Origin of the sequence: Methylorubrum subtropicum (assembly GCF_038442325.1) — a bacterium.
In the GTDB taxonomy this organism is placed as follows: Bacteria; Pseudomonadota; Alphaproteobacteria; order Rhizobiales; family Beijerinckiaceae; genus Methylobacterium; species Methylobacterium subtropicum.
In genome coordinates this window covers 221894-236380 of record NZ_JBBXMW010000001.1, presented here as the reverse complement: position 1 = coordinate 236380, position 14487 = coordinate 221894, and the positions used below count along the sequence as shown (strand labels likewise).

Here is a 14487-nt window from a genome sequence, read left to right as displayed (position 1 = left end):
CCACCATCCAAAATCATCGACACGGATGGCGCTGCTGTCTCCTCATGCGTCGTTATGATAAGGAGCACGGGGGGACGATACGTCAGGATGCGATCCATCGGCCAGCACCTCGTCGAAGCGTGGCCGCGCCTGTTCCGCTACGCCCTGACACTGACGCGGGAGCCTGACGCCGCGCGCGACCTGATGCAGCAGAGCGCCCTCAAGGCGCTCTCGACGGGGACGACGCCGAGCGAACCACGGGCGGCCCGCGCCTATCTGTTCCGGATCGTGCGCCACGCCTGGATCGACCGCATCCGCCGGAACCGATCCCGGCGCGAGGACGATCTCGTGGATTGGCCCGACGAAGGGTTCGACGACCGCCTGATCGAGGCCATCGCCGTGCGCCAGCCTTTCGCCGCCCTTGATGCGCCCTGCCGGACGGTCGTGACCTGCGTGGACGTCGAGGGCCTAAGCTACCGGGAAACCGCCGAACGGCTCGGCATTCCCGTCGGCACGGTCATGAGCCGTCTGCACCGGGCGAGGCGGATCATGCTGCACCGGATCGCCGGGCCGTCCGATGGGAGCGAGGGGCGGTGATGCGCTGGGAGACCCTAAATGCCTACGTCGATGGGGAACTCGACGCGCAGGACCGGCGCGCTGTCGCGGAGACGCTGGCCCGGGACCCGATCCTGGCCGCGCGGGTCGCGACCCTGACCCGGCTGAAGCAGGGGGTGAAGCAAGGGGTAACGGCGGCGGCCGTGCCGCCCCGGCGCGCGCCGATCGCCCGCGCCTACATCGGATGGGCGTGCGCCGCGGCCCTGGTCGTCCTCGTCGGCACCGGCTGGCTCGCCCTGTCGTCTCGCGCGCCGGCCGACTCCGCGCGCGCAGCCTTCACGGCCTGGAGCGCGGCGGGCTCACCCGCGAACGACGTACGGCTCGCGGGCGGCCCCCCTGGCTTCCCCCTCGATCTCGGGGCGGCCGGCTTCCGCTTGGTCTACCTGTCCCCGGACGATGGTTCGGTCGGTCGCCTCGCCGGTTACGAGGGGCGTCACGGCTGCCGGCTCGCCATCTGGAGCGGACCGTCGCGCGGACAGGCCGGTCTGGAGATCGCGCAAGGGAGCGGCGGCCTGCGTATGGCGCGCTGGGACAGCGAGGGGCGCCGCTACGTCCTCCTGTCCGAGATGGTGCCGACCGAGCGGTTCGCCCTGCTGGCCGAGGCAGCCGTGCTGCTCACCGAACCGAACAAGACGGACCGCCTGCGGCTCGCCCTGGACCGGGCCACCGGCCTCTCGGAGCGCCCCTGCACCGGCTGACCGGCGCGCGCCGCGGGATTTATTTCGACCCGCCGCGAATAGACCGGGGGCGACGTGCGTCTCCTCCTCCGCACGTCGCGGGCCCGGTCGCCGGAGCCTTGCGCGGATCGGGGAGGAATCGGATGCTCGACAGACGCGATCTCATCAGGCGGGCGGGCCTCACCGCCCTGGCGGGCCTGGGCGGCAGCAGCTTCGCGTCGTTGCGGGCGCTCGCGGGCGACACCGCCACGCTGCCCTTCGGCCACGGCGAGCGGCCCCTGGCGGCCTATCCGGGCAAGCGCCCGCTGCTTCAGATGACCGCGCGGCCGCCGCAGCTGGAGACCCCGTTCTCGGTGTTCGACGAGGGCGCCATCACGCCCAATGACGCGTTCTTCGTGCGCTATCATCTCGCCGACATCCCGACCGAGATCGATCCCGAGACCTACCGCGTCGCGATCAAGGGCCATGTCGAGCGGGAGGTCTCGCTCTCGCTCGCTGACCTGAAGGCGATGCCGACGACCGAGATCGTCGCGGTCAACCAGTGCTCGGGCAATTCCCGCGGCTTCTTTGAACCGCGCATGGCCGGGGGGCAGCTCGCCAACGGGGCGATGGGCTGCGCCCGCTGGACCGGCGTGCCGCTGAAGGCCGTGCTCGACAAGGCCGGGGTGAAGGCGGGCGCCGTGGAGGTCGCCTTTACCGGCCTCGACGGCCCGGTGATCCCGGAGACGCCGGACTTCGCCAAGTCGCTCAAGCTCGACCACGCCCGCGATGGGCAGGTGATGCTGGCCTGGGGCATGAACGGGCAGGACCTGCCCTGGCTCAACGGCTATCCCCTGCGCCTCGTCGTGCCGGGCTTCTACGGCACCTACTGGGTCAAGCATTTGGAGAGCATCAGCGTGCTCGACAAACCCTTCGACGGCTTCTGGATGCAAAAGGCCTACCGCATCCCCGACAACGACTGCGCCTGCACCGAACCCGGCAAGGCGGCGGACAAGACCGTGCCGATCAACCGCTTCACGGTGCGCTCCTTCCTGACCAACCTGACCGACGGGGCGGAGGTGAAGGCCGGGCGCACCCCCTTGCGCGGCATCGCCTTCGACGGCGGCTCCGGGATCAAGGCGGTGGCGGTCTCGACCGACGACGGCAAGACCTGGATGGAGGCGCGGCTCGGGCAGGATCTCGGCCCCTACGCCTTCCGGCCGTGGACCCTCGACGCGGAGCTATCGCCGGGGGCGCACGCGATCCGGGCGCGGGCAACCGCCAACGACGGGGCGAGCCAGCCGATGGAGCCACGCTGGAACCCGGCCGGGTACCTGCGCAACGTGGTCGAGACCACCCACGTGCGCGCGGCCTGAGGGAGTGACGACGATGACCCGTATCACCCTCGCCCTGGCGGCGGCCCTCGCCCTCGCCCTCGCGACCGGCGCGGCGCTCGCCGCGCCGAAATCCTACGAGGTGCCCGAACCGACCGCGACCCTGCGGGCGCCGAAGGCCGGCACGCACGCGGAAGGCTTCGAGGCGGCCCAGACGAACTGCCTCGTCTGCCATTCGGTGGACTACATCGCGATGCAGCCGCCCGGCAAAGGCGTGGCCTTCTGGGAGTCCGAGGTGACTAAGATGGTCAAGGTCTACCACGCGCCGATCGACGAGGCGCAGACCAAGGCCATCGCCGCCTATCTGGCGGAGACGTACTGAAGCGTTGCACGGGCAGTCCGCTCTCCGCGCGTGCGCACGCGCGGAGAGCGTGGCTTGACAGGCAACTCCGCGGCTGACACACCGCCAGCACGGCAATGGATTTCTGCCGGGCCATCGTGGCCGAACCGCCCTCGGGCTGATGATTCCTACCTTTTGCGATCTCGCAACAAGGGGGAATCGTGCGCGCCTCGTTCCAGAATCTTCTCTCTCAGCTCGACCTCATCGCCTTCCTGCGACTCAGGCGGGTCCACGCCCTGTCGGTCGTGCGCTGGCTGATCGCCCTCGTGCCGATGGCCGCGGCGGTCGGGACGCTCTGCGCCGCCTTTCTGTGGAGCCTCGACGCCGCGACTGCTGCGCGGTTCGCCCAGCCTTGGCTGCTGCTCGGACTGCCCCTCGGAGGCCTCGCCGTTGGCCTGCTCTACCACCGGCTCGGCCGGTCGGTAGAGGGCGGCAACAATCTCATTGTCGAGCAGATCCACGAGCCCGGCGGCGGCGTGCCGCTGCGCATGGCCCCGCTCATCTTCCTCGGTACCGTCGTCACGCACCTGTTCGGCGGCTCTGCCGGACGCGAGGGCACGGCCGTCCAGCTCGGTGGCTCCCTGGCGAGCGCCTGCGTCCGGCTGTTCCGCCTCGATGCCCAGAGCGCCCGGATCATGCTCATGGCCGGCATCGCGGCCGGGTTCGGTGCGGTGTTCGGCACCCCGCTGGCCGGTGCGGTCTTCGCTCTGGAGGTGCTGGCGATCGGTCGCGTCGAGTACGCAGCCCTCGTCCCCTGCCTGATCGCGGCGGTCGTGGGCGACTGGACGTGCCGTCTCTGGGGCATCCATCATGGCCTGTTCCGCATCGATGATCTCGCGGAGGGCGCGCACGGGGCCGGGCCGCTGCTTCTGGCCAAGGTGGCCCTCGCCGGCGTCGCCTTCGGGCTTGCCGGCCTGCTCTTCGCGGAGCTGAACCACTGGCTCGGCGGCTGGTGCAAGCGGCTCATCGCCTACGCCCCGCTGAGGCCCGTCGTCGGGGGCCTCGCCGTCATCGGCCTGGTCTCCGTGTGCGGCACCCGCGACTATCTCGGGTTGGGCGTGTGGTCGCCCGACCCGCACGCCCTGATCATCGCGAGCTTTTTCGGGCCGGACGTGCATCCCTGGAGCTGGGCGCTCAAGATCCTCTTCACCACTGTGACCCTCGCCACCGGCTTCAAGGGCGGCGAAGTCACACCGCTCTTCTTCATCGGGGCGGCCCTCGGCAACGCGCTCGCGGGGCTTCTGGGGGCACCCATCGACCTGATGGCGGGCCTCGGCTTCGTTGCGGTCTTCGCGGGGGCCGCCAACACGCCGCTCGCCTGCACTCTGATGGGCATCGAGCTGTTCGGTGCCACCCATGCCGTCCCAACCGCCATCGCCTGCTTCGTGGCCTATCTCTGCTCCGGGCATAGCGGCATCTACCTGTCGCAGCGCATCGCCGTTCCGAAGGTCGCCACCCAGGATGCGTCGATCCTCGGCGCCACCCTGCGGCAGGCCCGCACGGTCCGGACCGCTTCCCGTCGCACCGTCGCACCCGTGAAGGACTGAGGAGAGCCGATGCCGCAGGCACACACCGTGATTCCGGCCGAGGTCGGCATGCTGCGCGTTTATGTCAGACGGGCGGACAGGGCCGCATCGCGCGGGCGGCGCTCGTTCTGGCAGCTCGGAACGGGAGCAAAGCCCCTTTACCGGGAACTGATCCTGCGGGCCAAGACCGCAGGCCTGATGAACGCGGTCGCCCACCCGGCTCAGTACGGATTCAGCGACCACGGGCCGATCCGAGAAGACGGTTCGGAGCTTTCCGATCCTCAGCTCACCATCTGCGTCGAGTTGATCGGCCGGCGCGCCCAACTCGAACAATTCTGCCGTCAACAGGGCGATCTGTTGACCGACAAGATCGTCGTCTACAAGCCTCTGGAACACTGGTGCGTCGGGCCTACCGGGATCACGCAGGCCAATGCCCCTCAGGACGTGGCGGGGCTCGAGCCATGAAGGCCCTTCTGGCATCCTGGCAGATCTGGGCACTGCTCTCCGCCGCATTCGCGGCCTTGACGGCGATCTTCGCCAAGATCGGGATCGAGGCGGTCAATTCCGATTTCGCCACGCTGATCCGCACGGTCGTGATCGTCTGCGTCCTCAGCCTGATTCTGCTCGCCACCGGGCAATGGCAGCCGCTCGGGTCGATTTCGCGGAAGACCTACCTGTTCCTCGTCCTCTCGGGGCTCGCCACCGGCGGCTCGTGGCTCTGCTACTTCCGCGCCTTGAAGCTCGGCGATGCGGCCCGCGTTGCACCTCTGGACAAGCTCAGCGTCGTGCTGGTCGCGGTGTTCGGCGTCATGTTCCTGGGCGAGCGATTGGCTGCCCCAAACTGGTTGGGCATCGCCTTGATCGCCGCCGGCGCCGTGCTGGTCGCCTACAGGGCGTGAGGACAAGCCATCGGGATAGGACGCGAGGGGGCCGTCCGGCGACCGCCCCCCACGCGCGTCAGTGCGGTGCCTGGGTCTGGACCGTGGCGCCGGTCTCGCCAGGCTTGCCCTCGACGATGACGAGGCTGCGCCGCGCAGCCGCATCGGCGTTCTGCGTCACCTGCCTGATCGGGCCCACGGCGTTGACGATGGCCGCGCCCGCCGGGTTCGTCATGAAGGCGGCCAGCGGCTCCAGCGGCCCGGCGCCCTTCGGATCGGCCGAGAGGGCCAGCACGTAGGGCTTCTTCGGTGTGAGGTCCGTCACCGCCGCCTGCAGGGTCTGCAGCACCCCCTGGTCGAACAGCGTGACCTGCGTGGCCGCCTTGCCGTCCGGCCCGGCCAGCGTCAGCGTGCTCGACTGGCCCGCCGCGCCCAGCGGCTGGAGGTTCGGCGCGCCGGCCCCCTCCGGCACCGCGTCCGGGACGTAGGCCACCCCCTGCGGCCCTTGGCCGATCGGGATCGTGGCGATCACCGCGTTGCTGCCGGTGTCGATCACCGCGACCGCATCGGCGTTCTCCAGGCCGACATAGATCCGCGAACCGTCGCCTGAGGGCCAGAGGCCGTGCGGGAGCGCGCCGGTGGGAATCGTCGCGACCTGCGAGAAGTCGTCGGTGCGGAACACCTTCACCTGGTTCAGGCCGCCGACCGTCACGTAGGCGAACTGCCCGGCCTTCGTGCGCGCGATGTTGACGTGGTTGGTGATCGGTCCCGTCTCGATGGTCTTGAGCGCCTTGAACGGCGGCGTGGCCTCGAACACCTGGACGCGGCCGACGTCCTTGAGGGTGAACCAAACCTGCTTGCCGTCGGGCGTCGCCGCGATGTCGGGGCAGAACGGGCTCTCCTGCTTGATCCGCCCGACGATCTCGCGGCTCTTCACGTCGATGGCGACCGTCTCGGGGCTGAAGCTGGAGCAGACGTAGCCGTAACGCCCGTCGGGCGAGAAGATCGTCATGCCGGGCCCGTTCGGCACCGTGATCCGACCCGTCTCCTTGCCGGTCCCCGCGTCGAGGATCGCGACGTAGTCCTCGCCGCGCACGCTGACCCAGACCTCCCGCCCGTCCGGCGTGAAGAACGCCTCGTGCGGCGAGCGTCCGACATAGGTCGTGCGGCGCACCGTGTTGGTGGCGGTGTCGATGAAACTGACCGAGTTCGAGCCGATCGAGACGGCGAGCAGGGTCTTGCGGTCGGGCGAGAAGCCCATGCCGTGGACGAGGAGTTGGCCGCGATAGAGCGGGCTCAGGTTCGCGGGCGTCGTGTCGCCGAGGCGGATCACGCCGAGGAGCGTGTTGGCGGCGGGATCGATCACCGAGACCGTGTTGGAGAACTGGTCCGAGGTGTAGAAGCGGTCGCGGGGGCTGACGGGCACGTCTGGCGCCGAGGCGGGCCCCGGCGCCTGACCCGCAAGCGAGGTCCCGCCGAGGAGGGCGAGCAGCAGGGTCGCCGGAATGAGGTGTCGCATCGTGAAGGTCTCTTCGCGCTGATGGTCGGGACGGTGGGCGGCGATCCGCTCAGTGACGGTGATGGGCCGGCGGCTGCGTCGGCGGGGTCTGCGCAACCGGTCGCTCGGCGAGGGCGCGGCGCATGACCTCGATCTCCTGCGCCTGCTCGACGATGATGCCCTGCGCGAGCCGACGCAGGACCGGGTCGCGGCCGTAGGCGAGTTCGGCCTTCGCCATCTCGATCGCGCCCTGATGGTGCGGGATCATCATGGCGGCGAAGTCCCGGTCGGGGTCGCCGGACGGCGCCACCGCCATGTCGGCGTGCATTCGCGCCATCGATCGGGCCATCATCGCTTCGAAGCCGCCGGGGGCGGTCTCCGCATGCCCGGCGCGCATCATCATCCCGCCGCCCAGGACGCCTCCGGCCGTGAGTAGGGTGATGAGGATCGCCGTCGGTGCTCCGCGCATGGTCTCTCCCGCAGTGTCGAGGTCACGCGGGGAGAGATGCCGGCCGGGCCGGGGATATTCCCGGCCGCTCCCGACAAGCCGATCACCGATGCGTGATCGATTGGCCGGGGCGAGGCTTGGAATAGTTCGGCTGCTTCCGGCATCTCTGTTCCGAACGGCGGCGCGCGCGTGCCGTCGCCGTGATCCGGAGACCGCCCTTGGACGACCTCGCCGTCCTGATCGAACCGCAGATTCCGGCCTTGCGGCGCTACGCGACCGCGCTGCTGCGACAGCGCGAGGCGGCCGACGACCTCGTTCAGGACACGCTGGAACGGGCCATCCGCGCCTGGCCGCAACGCCGCGAGGGCGATCTGCGGGCGTGGCTGTTCGCCATCCTGCGCAACCGCTACCTCGAAGGCATCCGGCGCCGCCGGGGCATCGAGGTCGGCCCCGAGGCGCTGATGGAGATCGCGGAGGCCGGGGTCGATCCTGAGGCGGCCCTGGGGGCGCGGGACGTGCTCGACGGGATCGCCGCACTTCCCGAGGAACAGCGGTCCGTCCTGCTCCTCGTCGCGGTCGAGGACATGTCCTATGCCGAGGTCGCCGCCGTGCTCGCGGTCCCCATCGGCACCGTGATGTCGCGCCTCAGCCGGGCCCGCGGCCGGATGCGCGCTTTCCTCGATCAGGCCCCCACGATCGTCACCGGGCATCTGCGGAGGGTGAAATGACCGCGTCCGACCCGCGTCCCGTCGGCGAGGACGACCTGCACGCCTTTGTGGACGGACGGCTCGATCCGGGTCGCTGCGCCCGCGTCGAGGCGTGGCTGGCCGCGCACCCGGAGGCGGCCGCCCGGGTTGCTGCCGACCGGGCGATGCGGGACCGGCTGCGGGCGCGCCTCGCGCCCGTGGCGGACGAGCCGATCCCCGCCCGCCTGCGCATCGCGAACCTCGCGGGTCCGCGCAGGAGGCCCATCCTGCGCTGGTGGCCGAACGCCGCGGCAGCGGCGCTCCTGCTCACCCTCGGCGGCGCGGCCGGGTGGGTCGGGCGCGGCGCCGTGCCGAGCGCGGGCACTCCAGCCGAACCAATGACGCAGGCGGCCGTCTCCGCCTTCCGCACCTACGTGGTCGAGGCCGCCCATCCGGTCGAGGTCCGCGCCGACGGCTCGACCGACCTCGTGCGATGGCTCAGCGCGCGCCTGGGCCGGCCCGTCACCGTGCCGGACCTGCGGGCGCAGGGCTTCCGGTTGATGGGCGGTCGCCTGCTCCCCGCCGGAGACGAGCCGGCGGCGATGCTGATGTACGACGACGACCGGGGCACCCGCCTGACGCTCTACAGCCGGGCCGGGCCGACCGGCGGGCGCGGCGTGTTCCGCTACGCCCGCGCCGACGACGTCGCCGCCTTCTCGTGGATCGATGCTGGGATGTCCTACGTGGTGACCGCCCGCACGGACGAGGCGCGGCTGCTCCGGGTCGCCGAGGCGGTCGATGCGCAGGTCTCGGGCAAGCGCGCGGGCGCGCGGTGACGCTCGTGTCCGAACCCTGCCGTACCACGGCCCCCGCCGAGCCCGAGACGCTATGACACTCGACCAGTTGCGCATCTTCGTGGCGGTCGCCGAGCGCCAGCACGTCACCCGGGCGGCCGAGGCGCTGAACCTCGTCCAGTCGGCGGTCAGCACGGCGATCGCCAACATTGAGGGTCGGCACGCGACGAAACTCTTTCACCGGATCGGCCGCGGGATCGAGCTGACCGAGGCGGGGCGCGTGTTCCTCGTTGAGGCCCGCGCGGTGCTCGCCCGGGCGGAAGCCGCCGAACTGGTGCTCGCCGACCTCAGCGGCATGCGGCGCGGGACGCTGGCCCTCTACGCTAGCCAGACCATCGCCAGCGACTGGGTGCCACGCCACCTCGTCGCCTTCCGCCGGGCCTACCCTGAGATCGCTATAAGGTTGGCAGTGGGCAACACCACCGACGCCGCCGACGCGGTGCGCGCGGGGCAGGCCGAACTCGGGTTTGTCGAGGGGGCACTGGACGACCCGACGCTCGCAAGCACGACCATAGCGCATGACCAACTGGTCCTCGTGGTCGCCCCCGGCCATCCCTTCGCCGGGGCGACCGAACTCGAACCCGAAAACCTCGCCGGGGTCGATTGGGTGCTGCGCGAGGCGGGATCGGGAACCCGCTCGGCCTTTGAGGCGGCCCTGGGCACGGCTGGCCTCTCAGCCGCCCAGCTTCGGGTCACGCTTGAACTGCCCTCTAACGAGGCGGTCCGCGCTGCCGTCGAGGCCGGAGGCGGGGCCGCCGTACTGTCCGAGACCGTGGTAGCCGCCGCGCTTCGGGCCGGAACCCTGGTGCGGGCGGCGTTCGACTTACCGAGCCGGCCGTTCCGGGTGCTGCGCCACAAGGAGCGCTACCGCAGCCGGGCCGCCGACGCACTTCTCGACCTTATCGCGACGGCGAACATCAAATGAGCGAGCCCGCGAAACCCGTGCCCCCCGACGACCCGCGGGTGAGGCTCGCCGAGGACCGGACCGTGCTGGCGGCCGAGCGCACCTTCGTCGCGTGGCTTCGCACCGGGCTCGCCTTCCTCGGCGTCGGCCTTGCCGCGCAGCGCTTCCTGCGGGAAGTGCTGGCGGTCTGGCCGCTGAAGGTGCTGTCGCTGACGCTGATCGCCTGCGCGCTCGCCTCGTTCGCCGGCGCCGTGTGGCGGGACCGGGCGATCCGGGCGCGACTCGCCCATGCCGAGATCCCGATGATGCCGCGCCTCCTCACCATCGGAATCGCAGCCCTGCTGATCGCGATCTCGGGCCTCGCGGCCACCGCCCTGCTCTGGGCGTGAGGGTCAAGCTACAGTCACCCGCACCCGGTGCCAGGCGGCGCTGAGGTAGCCCTTGTAGTTCCAGGTATCGTCGGGGGCGGCCGGCTGGGTCTGGCCGGCGGAATCCCAAGCCCGCACTGCGAGTTCGTGCTCGCCCGTTGTCAACTCGCGCTCGATCTCCCAGAACGTCCAGGCGTAGGGCGCGTCGGCATCGCGCTCGATCCGGGCCTGCGCCCAGCTACGGCCGCCATCCGTCGAGACGTCGACGCGGGCGACCGCGCGGTCGCTGGCGATGGCGTAGCCGCGGATCGCGTGCCGGCCGACCGCCAGGCACGCGCCGCGGGCGGGCTCGCAGATCGCGCTGTTCAGCGGCATCGCCTCGATGGTGATGCCGTGGGCGGGGTCGGCGGTCTCGGCCGTCACGTCGGGCGGAAACAGCTTGTAGTCGTCGGCCTGCATCGGGTTGTCGGAGGGCCGGTCCTGCACCGTGATGCGGGCGAGCCATTTCGGGCTGCGGATGCCGGCAAATCCCGGCACCACCACGCGCAACGGATGGCCGTGCTCGGGGGCGAGCGGTTCGCCGTTCATCGCGAAGGCAAGCAGCGTCTCGGGGGCCAGCGCCTTAGCGCGCGGGATCGAGGCACCGAAGCGCGTGTCCGTGTCCGCGATCCGGTCGTGGCTCTCGAAGGCGACGTGGCGCTCATCCACCGCATCGATCCCGGCCGCGCGCAGGACATCGGCGAGGCGCACCCCGGTCCATTCCGCGTTGCCGATGGCGCCGGGCGCCCACGGGTCGCCGGAGACCGGGGCCACCGCCAGCATGTCGGCCCGGCGGTTGCCGGCGCATTGCATCACCGCCGTGACGGTCACGTGGGCGAAGCGCGTCTTGAGGTCGGCGAGGGAGAGATCGAGCGGCATGGCGACCATCCCGTCGACGGTCAAGCGGTAGCTGTCGGCGTCGAGGTCCGGGATGTCGCCGTGGCTGCGGACGTAGAAGTCGGCCTGATCGGTGAGGAAGGCCGCGCGCAGACGATCGAGCGGTGGCTCGGCGTTGTAGGGCGCCTCGCCGTGGACGATGAGGCGGTCCTTGCGCTGGAACAGGCCGAGCATGGGGTCTTTGTCCTGCGTTCGTGACGTGTCGTCGATGAGAACGCGCCGGGAGCCGGTAAGGCACCCGACGCGCGATCGGTCACGGCTTCATCGTCGAGACCACCGCGTTCTTGGCGCGATCCACCACGGCGACGCTGAGGTCGCGGTTGAGGACGTAGGCGTGGGCGTTGTCGGCGGAGAACGCGATCGCCTGGCGCGGCTCGTTCAGGCCGGTCACAGTGCCGACGACCTTGAGCGTGCCGGTGTCGATCACCGAAAGCGAATTGTCCTTGAGGTTGCCCGAATAGACGAAGCGCCCGTCCGGTGTCAGCGCGGCCCCGTAGGGATCCTTGCCCACCGCCACCTCGGAGGTGACCTTGCGGGCGGCGACGTCGACCACGCCGATGGTATTGCGGCCGCTGTTGGCAGCAAACAACGTCCTGCCGTCCTTGGTGATCGAGATGGCCCGCAGCTTGTCGAACCCGGCGATCTCGCCGGTGATCTTGTTGGTGACGGTGTCGACCAACGTGATCTTGTCGCCGAGGAAGTTCGTCACGAACACGGTCTTGCCGTCCGGAGACAGCTTCACGCCCTGGCGCGGCTGCGAAAAGCCGGGGATCACGGCGTCTGCCAGCAGGGTCTTGGTGTCGAACACGGTCAGCGTGCTCGCGGCTTCGTTGTTGACGTAGAGCTTGGTTCCGTCGGCCGAGAGCACCGTGCCGAAGGCCCCGGGGCCGGCGGCGAGAACGCCGGCCTCCTTGCCGGTGGCGGTCTCGTAGATCGTGATCCGGCCGGTGCCGCTGTCGGAGACGTAGAAGCGGGCGCCGTCCGGTGCGAACACGATGTTGCGCGGCGTCACGAAGCCGTCGAGGCGGCGCAGCACCGTGCCCTTGGCGACGTCGTAGACGATGACGGCGCTTTCCTCGCTGTTCGACACTGCGGCGACCGTGCCGGCGGCGTTCAGGGCCAGCGCGTTGTTCTTGATCGCGCCGTCGAAGCCGGCGGCGAACCCGGGCTGGCCCTGGACGAGGAGCAAGGCGGCTCCCGCAAGGAGGGCACGCAGGCTGGTGCGGATTTGGGTCATGAAGCGTGTCTTTCGGGCATGCGCGCTCGTTCGGCAGCCAGGGGCCGGCCGTGAGGGCGGGTTCGTAGTCGGTTTGCGTAGTGCGGGACCGGTCCGGCCGTACATCGCCTCAAGGAGATGCCAGCGAGGGTGGTCTATTCCCCGAGGCCGGCGAAAAAAGTGCGACGGCCTCGGGGTTCAGGGGGCTCAGGGTGTGGGCTTCAGCGCCGTGAGGTAATCGACGATGGTCTGCACGTCGGCCTGATCGACCGGCGCCTTGTAGACGTGGAGCATCTTGTTCACGGTCTCGGTCCACTGCGCCTTCGTGAGCTTGGGCTGGGTCAGCACCATCCCGGCCGAGTGGCAGGCGAGGCAGTTGTTGTTGACCGCCTCCGCCCCCGGCCCATCCGGAAAGATTCGGTCGGAAGTCGGCATCTCGATCGACTGCGAGGTGAATCGCATCGGCTCGGGAGCCGGGGCGGCGAGCGCCACCAGGGGCGACAGTATGAGCGCGGCGATCAAGGCCGCAGGGCGGATGTCAATCATGGCTGGTCTCCTCAAGCGGCCTGGAGAGATACGGTCTCGATGCCGTTCTGCATGAATCCGGCACCGTTCCAGACGCGGTCCATCGGTTGCGCGACGCCGTTGGCGTTGGTGCAGCGGACCCTCACCGTGTGGGTCCCGGCGGCCAGCGCCGGCAGGCTGCCGTCGAAGCGGCGGAAACTGTAGGGGCCCTCGTCCGCGCCGAGCTGCGCCGGAAACCACGTCGCTCCGCCGTCTCCGGAGAACTCGACCGTCTTCACCCCGCAATCGCCGCCGAAGGCGATGCCGCGGATGGCCACCGGCGTTCCGGCCGCCACTGTGGCGCCGTCCTGCAGGTTGGTGACAAACGAGCGCGGCACCATCCTGTTGATCGGCACCGTCTTGAAGCCGGTCTGGCCGGGCTTGATGTTGGCGCCCGGCACGTCCGGGATGCGGTAGGCGGTCTTCATCCAGTATTGCTCGTCGGGCTTGTCCAAGACCTCGATGTCGGACAGCATCTTGATCCAGTAGGTCGAGTACCAGCCCGGCACCACGAGGCGGAGCGGGAAGCCGTTGAGAAGCGGCAATTGCTCACCATTCATCGCGTAGGCGATCATCACCTCACCATTGTTGGCGTGGTCGAGATCGAGCGATTTCTTGAAGTCCGGCGCCTCGTCGACCACCGGTGCGTCGAGGCCGTTGAAGCGCACCTGCACGGCACCGGCCTTCACCCCGGCCTTTGCGAGCACATCTTTAAGGCGCACGCCGGTCCAGCGGGCATTGCCCATCGAGCCGTTGGCCCATTGCGCGCCGGGCACCCGCGGCTCGAACAGCCCACGCGAATTGCCCGAGCACTGGTTCACCGCGGCGATCTCGAAGCGCGGCAGACCGGCGATGGCGTCGAGGGAGAGGGAGAGCTCCTTCTCGACATGGCCGTGGACCTTTAGCCGAAAGGTACCAGCATCGACCTCGGTCGGGATCGAGGCCCAGTGCCAGCGCACGTAGAAGCGGTCGTTGGGGGTGAACACGCCCTCGTCGAACACCGAGAACGGCGTCTCCAACAGCGGCGGATGGGTGCGCTGGAGGATCATCTCGCCCTTGCCAGGAAAGGCCGTGGTCAGCGCCCGCTCGTCCGGGCCGCCGGGGAGCGGAAGCTTTACCGAGCCCGCGGCCCAAGCCGGCATCGCCGCGGCGAGGCTACCGAGGCCGAGGCCACCCAGGACGAGGCGGCGATTAAACGGTTCGTGCAGATGGCGCATGATGTCTTCCCAGACTCGTTTGTTGGGCCGCGTTGGCCAGTCGCCGGATCTCGGTGTCGACGGCCTTGGCGTCGGTCGGAACGGTCCGGTCTCGCCGCCGGAAACCCGTGTCGTCGATTCAGGGCTTCCCGGCGGAAAGGTGTTCCCCCGTGCAGGAGATGCTGCGGCGAGACGATTATTCCATCCAATGATCGTTCGAGATCTCAACGATCTCCCATTGCGATCATCCGAAGATTTCCGATCTCCGGTCAATGGCGGGCGGCCGGGTCAGATGAGCGTCAGCCAGGCGGTTCCGACGGCGACGACGGTCAGGGCGACTGTCCAGAACAGAACCCAGCGCATGTGACTGCTGGTTTCACCCTGCCGGGCCTCGTCGGTGGTCTCGATAGTGGGTCGGGTCATGATGGA

The 14487-nt window shown here is 69.8% G+C and carries 18 protein-coding genes and 1 riboswitch; of the genes, 11 read left to right on the top strand and 7 right to left on the bottom strand.

Annotated elements, in window-relative coordinates:
• Window positions 1-87 precede the first annotated feature (87 nt).
• The 7 genes from AAHG03_RS01125 to AAHG03_RS01095 all read left to right on the top strand — a co-directional run bounded on the left by AAHG03_RS01125 (window position 88) and on the right by AAHG03_RS01095 (window position 5409).
• On the top strand, window positions 88-576 hold the full coding sequence (locus AAHG03_RS01125; RefSeq protein WP_342148138.1) for an RNA polymerase sigma factor: 489 nt from the start codon (window positions 88-90) through the stop codon (window positions 574-576).
• A complete protein-coding gene (locus AAHG03_RS01120; RefSeq protein WP_342148137.1) occupies window positions 576-1292 on the top strand; it encodes an anti-sigma factor family protein in 717 nt (238 codons plus the stop codon). The genes AAHG03_RS01125 and AAHG03_RS01120 overlap by 1 nt, the downstream gene beginning before the upstream one ends.
• 122 nt (window positions 1293-1414) lie before the next feature.
• Complete coding sequence (sorA, locus tag AAHG03_RS01115; RefSeq protein ID WP_342148136.1) at window positions 1415-2626, top strand: SorA family sulfite dehydrogenase catalytic subunit; 1212 nt, start codon at window positions 1415-1417, stop codon at window positions 2624-2626.
• 13 nt (window positions 2627-2639) lie between these two features.
• Window positions 2640-2966 (top strand): SorB family sulfite dehydrogenase c-type cytochrome subunit, encoded by a 327-nt coding sequence (sorB, locus tag AAHG03_RS01110; protein ID WP_342148135.1) that lies wholly within the window; start codon window positions 2640-2642, stop codon window positions 2964-2966.
• An 82-nt stretch (window positions 2967-3048) separates the two neighbouring features.
• Window positions 3049-3122, top strand: a riboswitch (Fluoride riboswitch).
• A 23-nt stretch (window positions 3123-3145) separates the two neighbouring features.
• On the top strand, window positions 3146-4531 hold the full coding sequence (locus tag AAHG03_RS01105) for a voltage-gated chloride channel family protein (protein WP_342148134.1): 1386 nt from the start codon (window positions 3146-3148) through the stop codon (window positions 4529-4531).
• A 9-nt stretch (window positions 4532-4540) separates the two neighbouring features.
• Window positions 4541-4975 carry a DUF190 domain-containing protein gene (locus AAHG03_RS01100; RefSeq protein WP_342148133.1) on the top strand — a complete coding sequence of 145 codons (435 nt, stop codon included), beginning with the start codon at window positions 4541-4543 and terminating at the stop codon, window positions 4973-4975.
• Entirely contained in the window at window positions 4972-5409 is a 438-nt protein-coding gene (locus AAHG03_RS01095) for an EamA family transporter (RefSeq protein ID WP_342148132.1), read from the top strand. The genes AAHG03_RS01100 and AAHG03_RS01095 overlap by 4 nt, the downstream gene beginning before the upstream one ends.
• A gap of 58 nt (window positions 5410-5467) precedes the next feature.
• Here the strand turns inward: AAHG03_RS01095 and AAHG03_RS01090 are convergent, their stop codons facing one another.
• A complete protein-coding gene (locus AAHG03_RS01090; RefSeq protein WP_342148131.1) occupies window positions 5468-6907 on the bottom strand; it encodes a YncE family protein in 1440 nt (479 codons plus the stop codon).
• 49 nt (window positions 6908-6956) lie between these two features.
• A complete protein-coding gene (gene copM / locus AAHG03_RS01085; protein WP_342148130.1) occupies window positions 6957-7355 on the bottom strand; it encodes a CopM family metallochaperone in 399 nt (132 codons plus the stop codon).
• Window positions 7356-7552: 197 nt separating this feature from the next.
• Between copM and AAHG03_RS01080 the strand changes: the two genes are divergently transcribed.
• The 4 genes from AAHG03_RS01080 to AAHG03_RS01065 are packed head-to-tail and all read left to right on the top strand — an operon-like array spanning window position 7553 to window position 10167.
• On the top strand, window positions 7553-8062 hold the full coding sequence (locus AAHG03_RS01080; protein WP_342148129.1) for a sigma-70 family RNA polymerase sigma factor: 510 nt from the start codon (window positions 7553-7555) through the stop codon (window positions 8060-8062).
• Window positions 8059-8856 (top strand): anti-sigma factor family protein, encoded by a 798-nt coding sequence (locus AAHG03_RS01075; RefSeq protein WP_342148128.1) that lies wholly within the window; start codon window positions 8059-8061, stop codon window positions 8854-8856. Before AAHG03_RS01080 ends, AAHG03_RS01075 begins: the two co-directional genes overlap by 4 nt.
• 52 nt (window positions 8857-8908) lie before the next feature.
• Window positions 8909-9799, top strand: a complete 891-nt coding sequence (locus AAHG03_RS01070) for a LysR family transcriptional regulator (RefSeq protein ID WP_342148127.1) — start codon at window positions 8909-8911, stop codon at window positions 9797-9799.
• A complete protein-coding gene (locus AAHG03_RS01065) occupies window positions 9796-10167 on the top strand; it encodes a YidH family protein (RefSeq protein WP_342148126.1) in 372 nt (123 codons plus the stop codon). Before AAHG03_RS01070 ends, AAHG03_RS01065 begins: the two co-directional genes overlap by 4 nt.
• 3 nt (window positions 10168-10170) lie before the next feature.
• On the opposite strand, the gene AAHG03_RS01060 is transcribed toward AAHG03_RS01065, so the two are convergent.
• The 5 genes from AAHG03_RS01060 to AAHG03_RS01040 all read right to left on the bottom strand — a co-directional run bounded on the left by AAHG03_RS01060 (window position 10171) and on the right by AAHG03_RS01040 (window position 14481).
• Window positions 10171-11256: a molybdopterin-dependent oxidoreductase gene (locus tag AAHG03_RS01060; RefSeq protein WP_342148125.1), complete on the bottom strand. Its 1086-nt coding sequence runs from the start codon at window positions 11254-11256 to the stop codon at window positions 10171-10173.
• Between the two features lie 79 nt (window positions 11257-11335).
• On the bottom strand, window positions 11336-12319 hold the full coding sequence (locus AAHG03_RS01055) for a beta-propeller fold lactonase family protein (protein ID WP_342148123.1): 984 nt from the start codon (window positions 12317-12319) through the stop codon (window positions 11336-11338).
• Window positions 12320-12505: 186 nt separating this feature from the next.
• Window positions 12506-12844 carry a c-type cytochrome gene (locus AAHG03_RS01050; RefSeq protein WP_342148121.1) on the bottom strand — a complete coding sequence of 113 codons (339 nt, stop codon included), beginning with the start codon at window positions 12842-12844 and terminating at the stop codon, window positions 12506-12508.
• An 11-nt stretch (window positions 12845-12855) separates the two neighbouring features.
• Complete coding sequence (locus tag AAHG03_RS01045; RefSeq protein ID WP_342148120.1) at window positions 12856-14079, bottom strand: molybdopterin-dependent oxidoreductase; 1224 nt, start codon at window positions 14077-14079, stop codon at window positions 12856-12858.
• A gap of 267 nt (window positions 14080-14346) precedes the next feature.
• Window positions 14347-14481, bottom strand: a complete 135-nt coding sequence (locus AAHG03_RS01040; protein ID WP_280142586.1) for a hypothetical protein — start codon at window positions 14479-14481, stop codon at window positions 14347-14349.
• Window positions 14482-14487: the final 6 nt, after the last annotated feature.

Bases quoted from the DNA above. Each gene is read 5' to 3' on its own strand.
- AAHG03_RS01125 (WP_342148138.1), top strand. From the start codon at position 88: ATGCGATCCATCGGCCAGCACCTCGTCGAAGCGTGGCCGCGCCTGTTC.
- AAHG03_RS01120 (WP_342148137.1), top strand. From the start codon at position 576: ATGCGCTGGGAGACCCTAAATGCCTACGTCGATGGGGAACTCGACGCG.
- sorA (WP_342148136.1), top strand. From the start codon at position 1,415: ATGCTCGACAGACGCGATCTCATCAGGCGGGCGGGCCTCACCGCCCTG.
- sorB (WP_342148135.1), top strand. From the start codon at position 2,640: ATGACCCGTATCACCCTCGCCCTGGCGGCGGCCCTCGCCCTCGCCCTC.
- AAHG03_RS01100 (WP_342148133.1), top strand. From the start codon at position 4,541: ATGCCGCAGGCACACACCGTGATTCCGGCCGAGGTCGGCATGCTGCGC.
- AAHG03_RS01095 (WP_342148132.1), top strand. From the start codon at position 4,972: ATGAAGGCCCTTCTGGCATCCTGGCAGATCTGGGCACTGCTCTCCGCC.
- AAHG03_RS01090 (WP_342148131.1), bottom strand. From the start codon at position 6,907: ATGCGACACCTCATTCCGGCGACCCTGCTGCTCGCCCTCCTCGGCGGG.
- copM (WP_342148130.1), bottom strand. From the start codon at position 7,355: ATGCGCGGAGCACCGACGGCGATCCTCATCACCCTACTCACGGCCGGA.
- AAHG03_RS01075 (WP_342148128.1), top strand. From the start codon at position 8,059: ATGACCGCGTCCGACCCGCGTCCCGTCGGCGAGGACGACCTGCACGCC.
- AAHG03_RS01070 (WP_342148127.1), top strand. From the start codon at position 8,909: ATGACACTCGACCAGTTGCGCATCTTCGTGGCGGTCGCCGAGCGCCAG.
- AAHG03_RS01065 (WP_342148126.1), top strand. From the start codon at position 9,796: ATGAGCGAGCCCGCGAAACCCGTGCCCCCCGACGACCCGCGGGTGAGG.
- AAHG03_RS01060 (WP_342148125.1), bottom strand. From the start codon at position 11,256: ATGCTCGGCCTGTTCCAGCGCAAGGACCGCCTCATCGTCCACGGCGAG.
- AAHG03_RS01055 (WP_342148123.1), bottom strand. From the start codon at position 12,319: ATGACCCAAATCCGCACCAGCCTGCGTGCCCTCCTTGCGGGAGCCGCC.
- AAHG03_RS01050 (WP_342148121.1), bottom strand. From the start codon at position 12,844: ATGATTGACATCCGCCCTGCGGCCTTGATCGCCGCGCTCATACTGTCG.
- AAHG03_RS01045 (WP_342148120.1), bottom strand. From the start codon at position 14,079: ATGCGCCATCTGCACGAACCGTTTAATCGCCGCCTCGTCCTGGGTGGC.
- AAHG03_RS01040 (WP_280142586.1), bottom strand. From the start codon at position 14,481: ATGACCCGACCCACTATCGAGACCACCGACGAGGCCCGGCAGGGTGAA.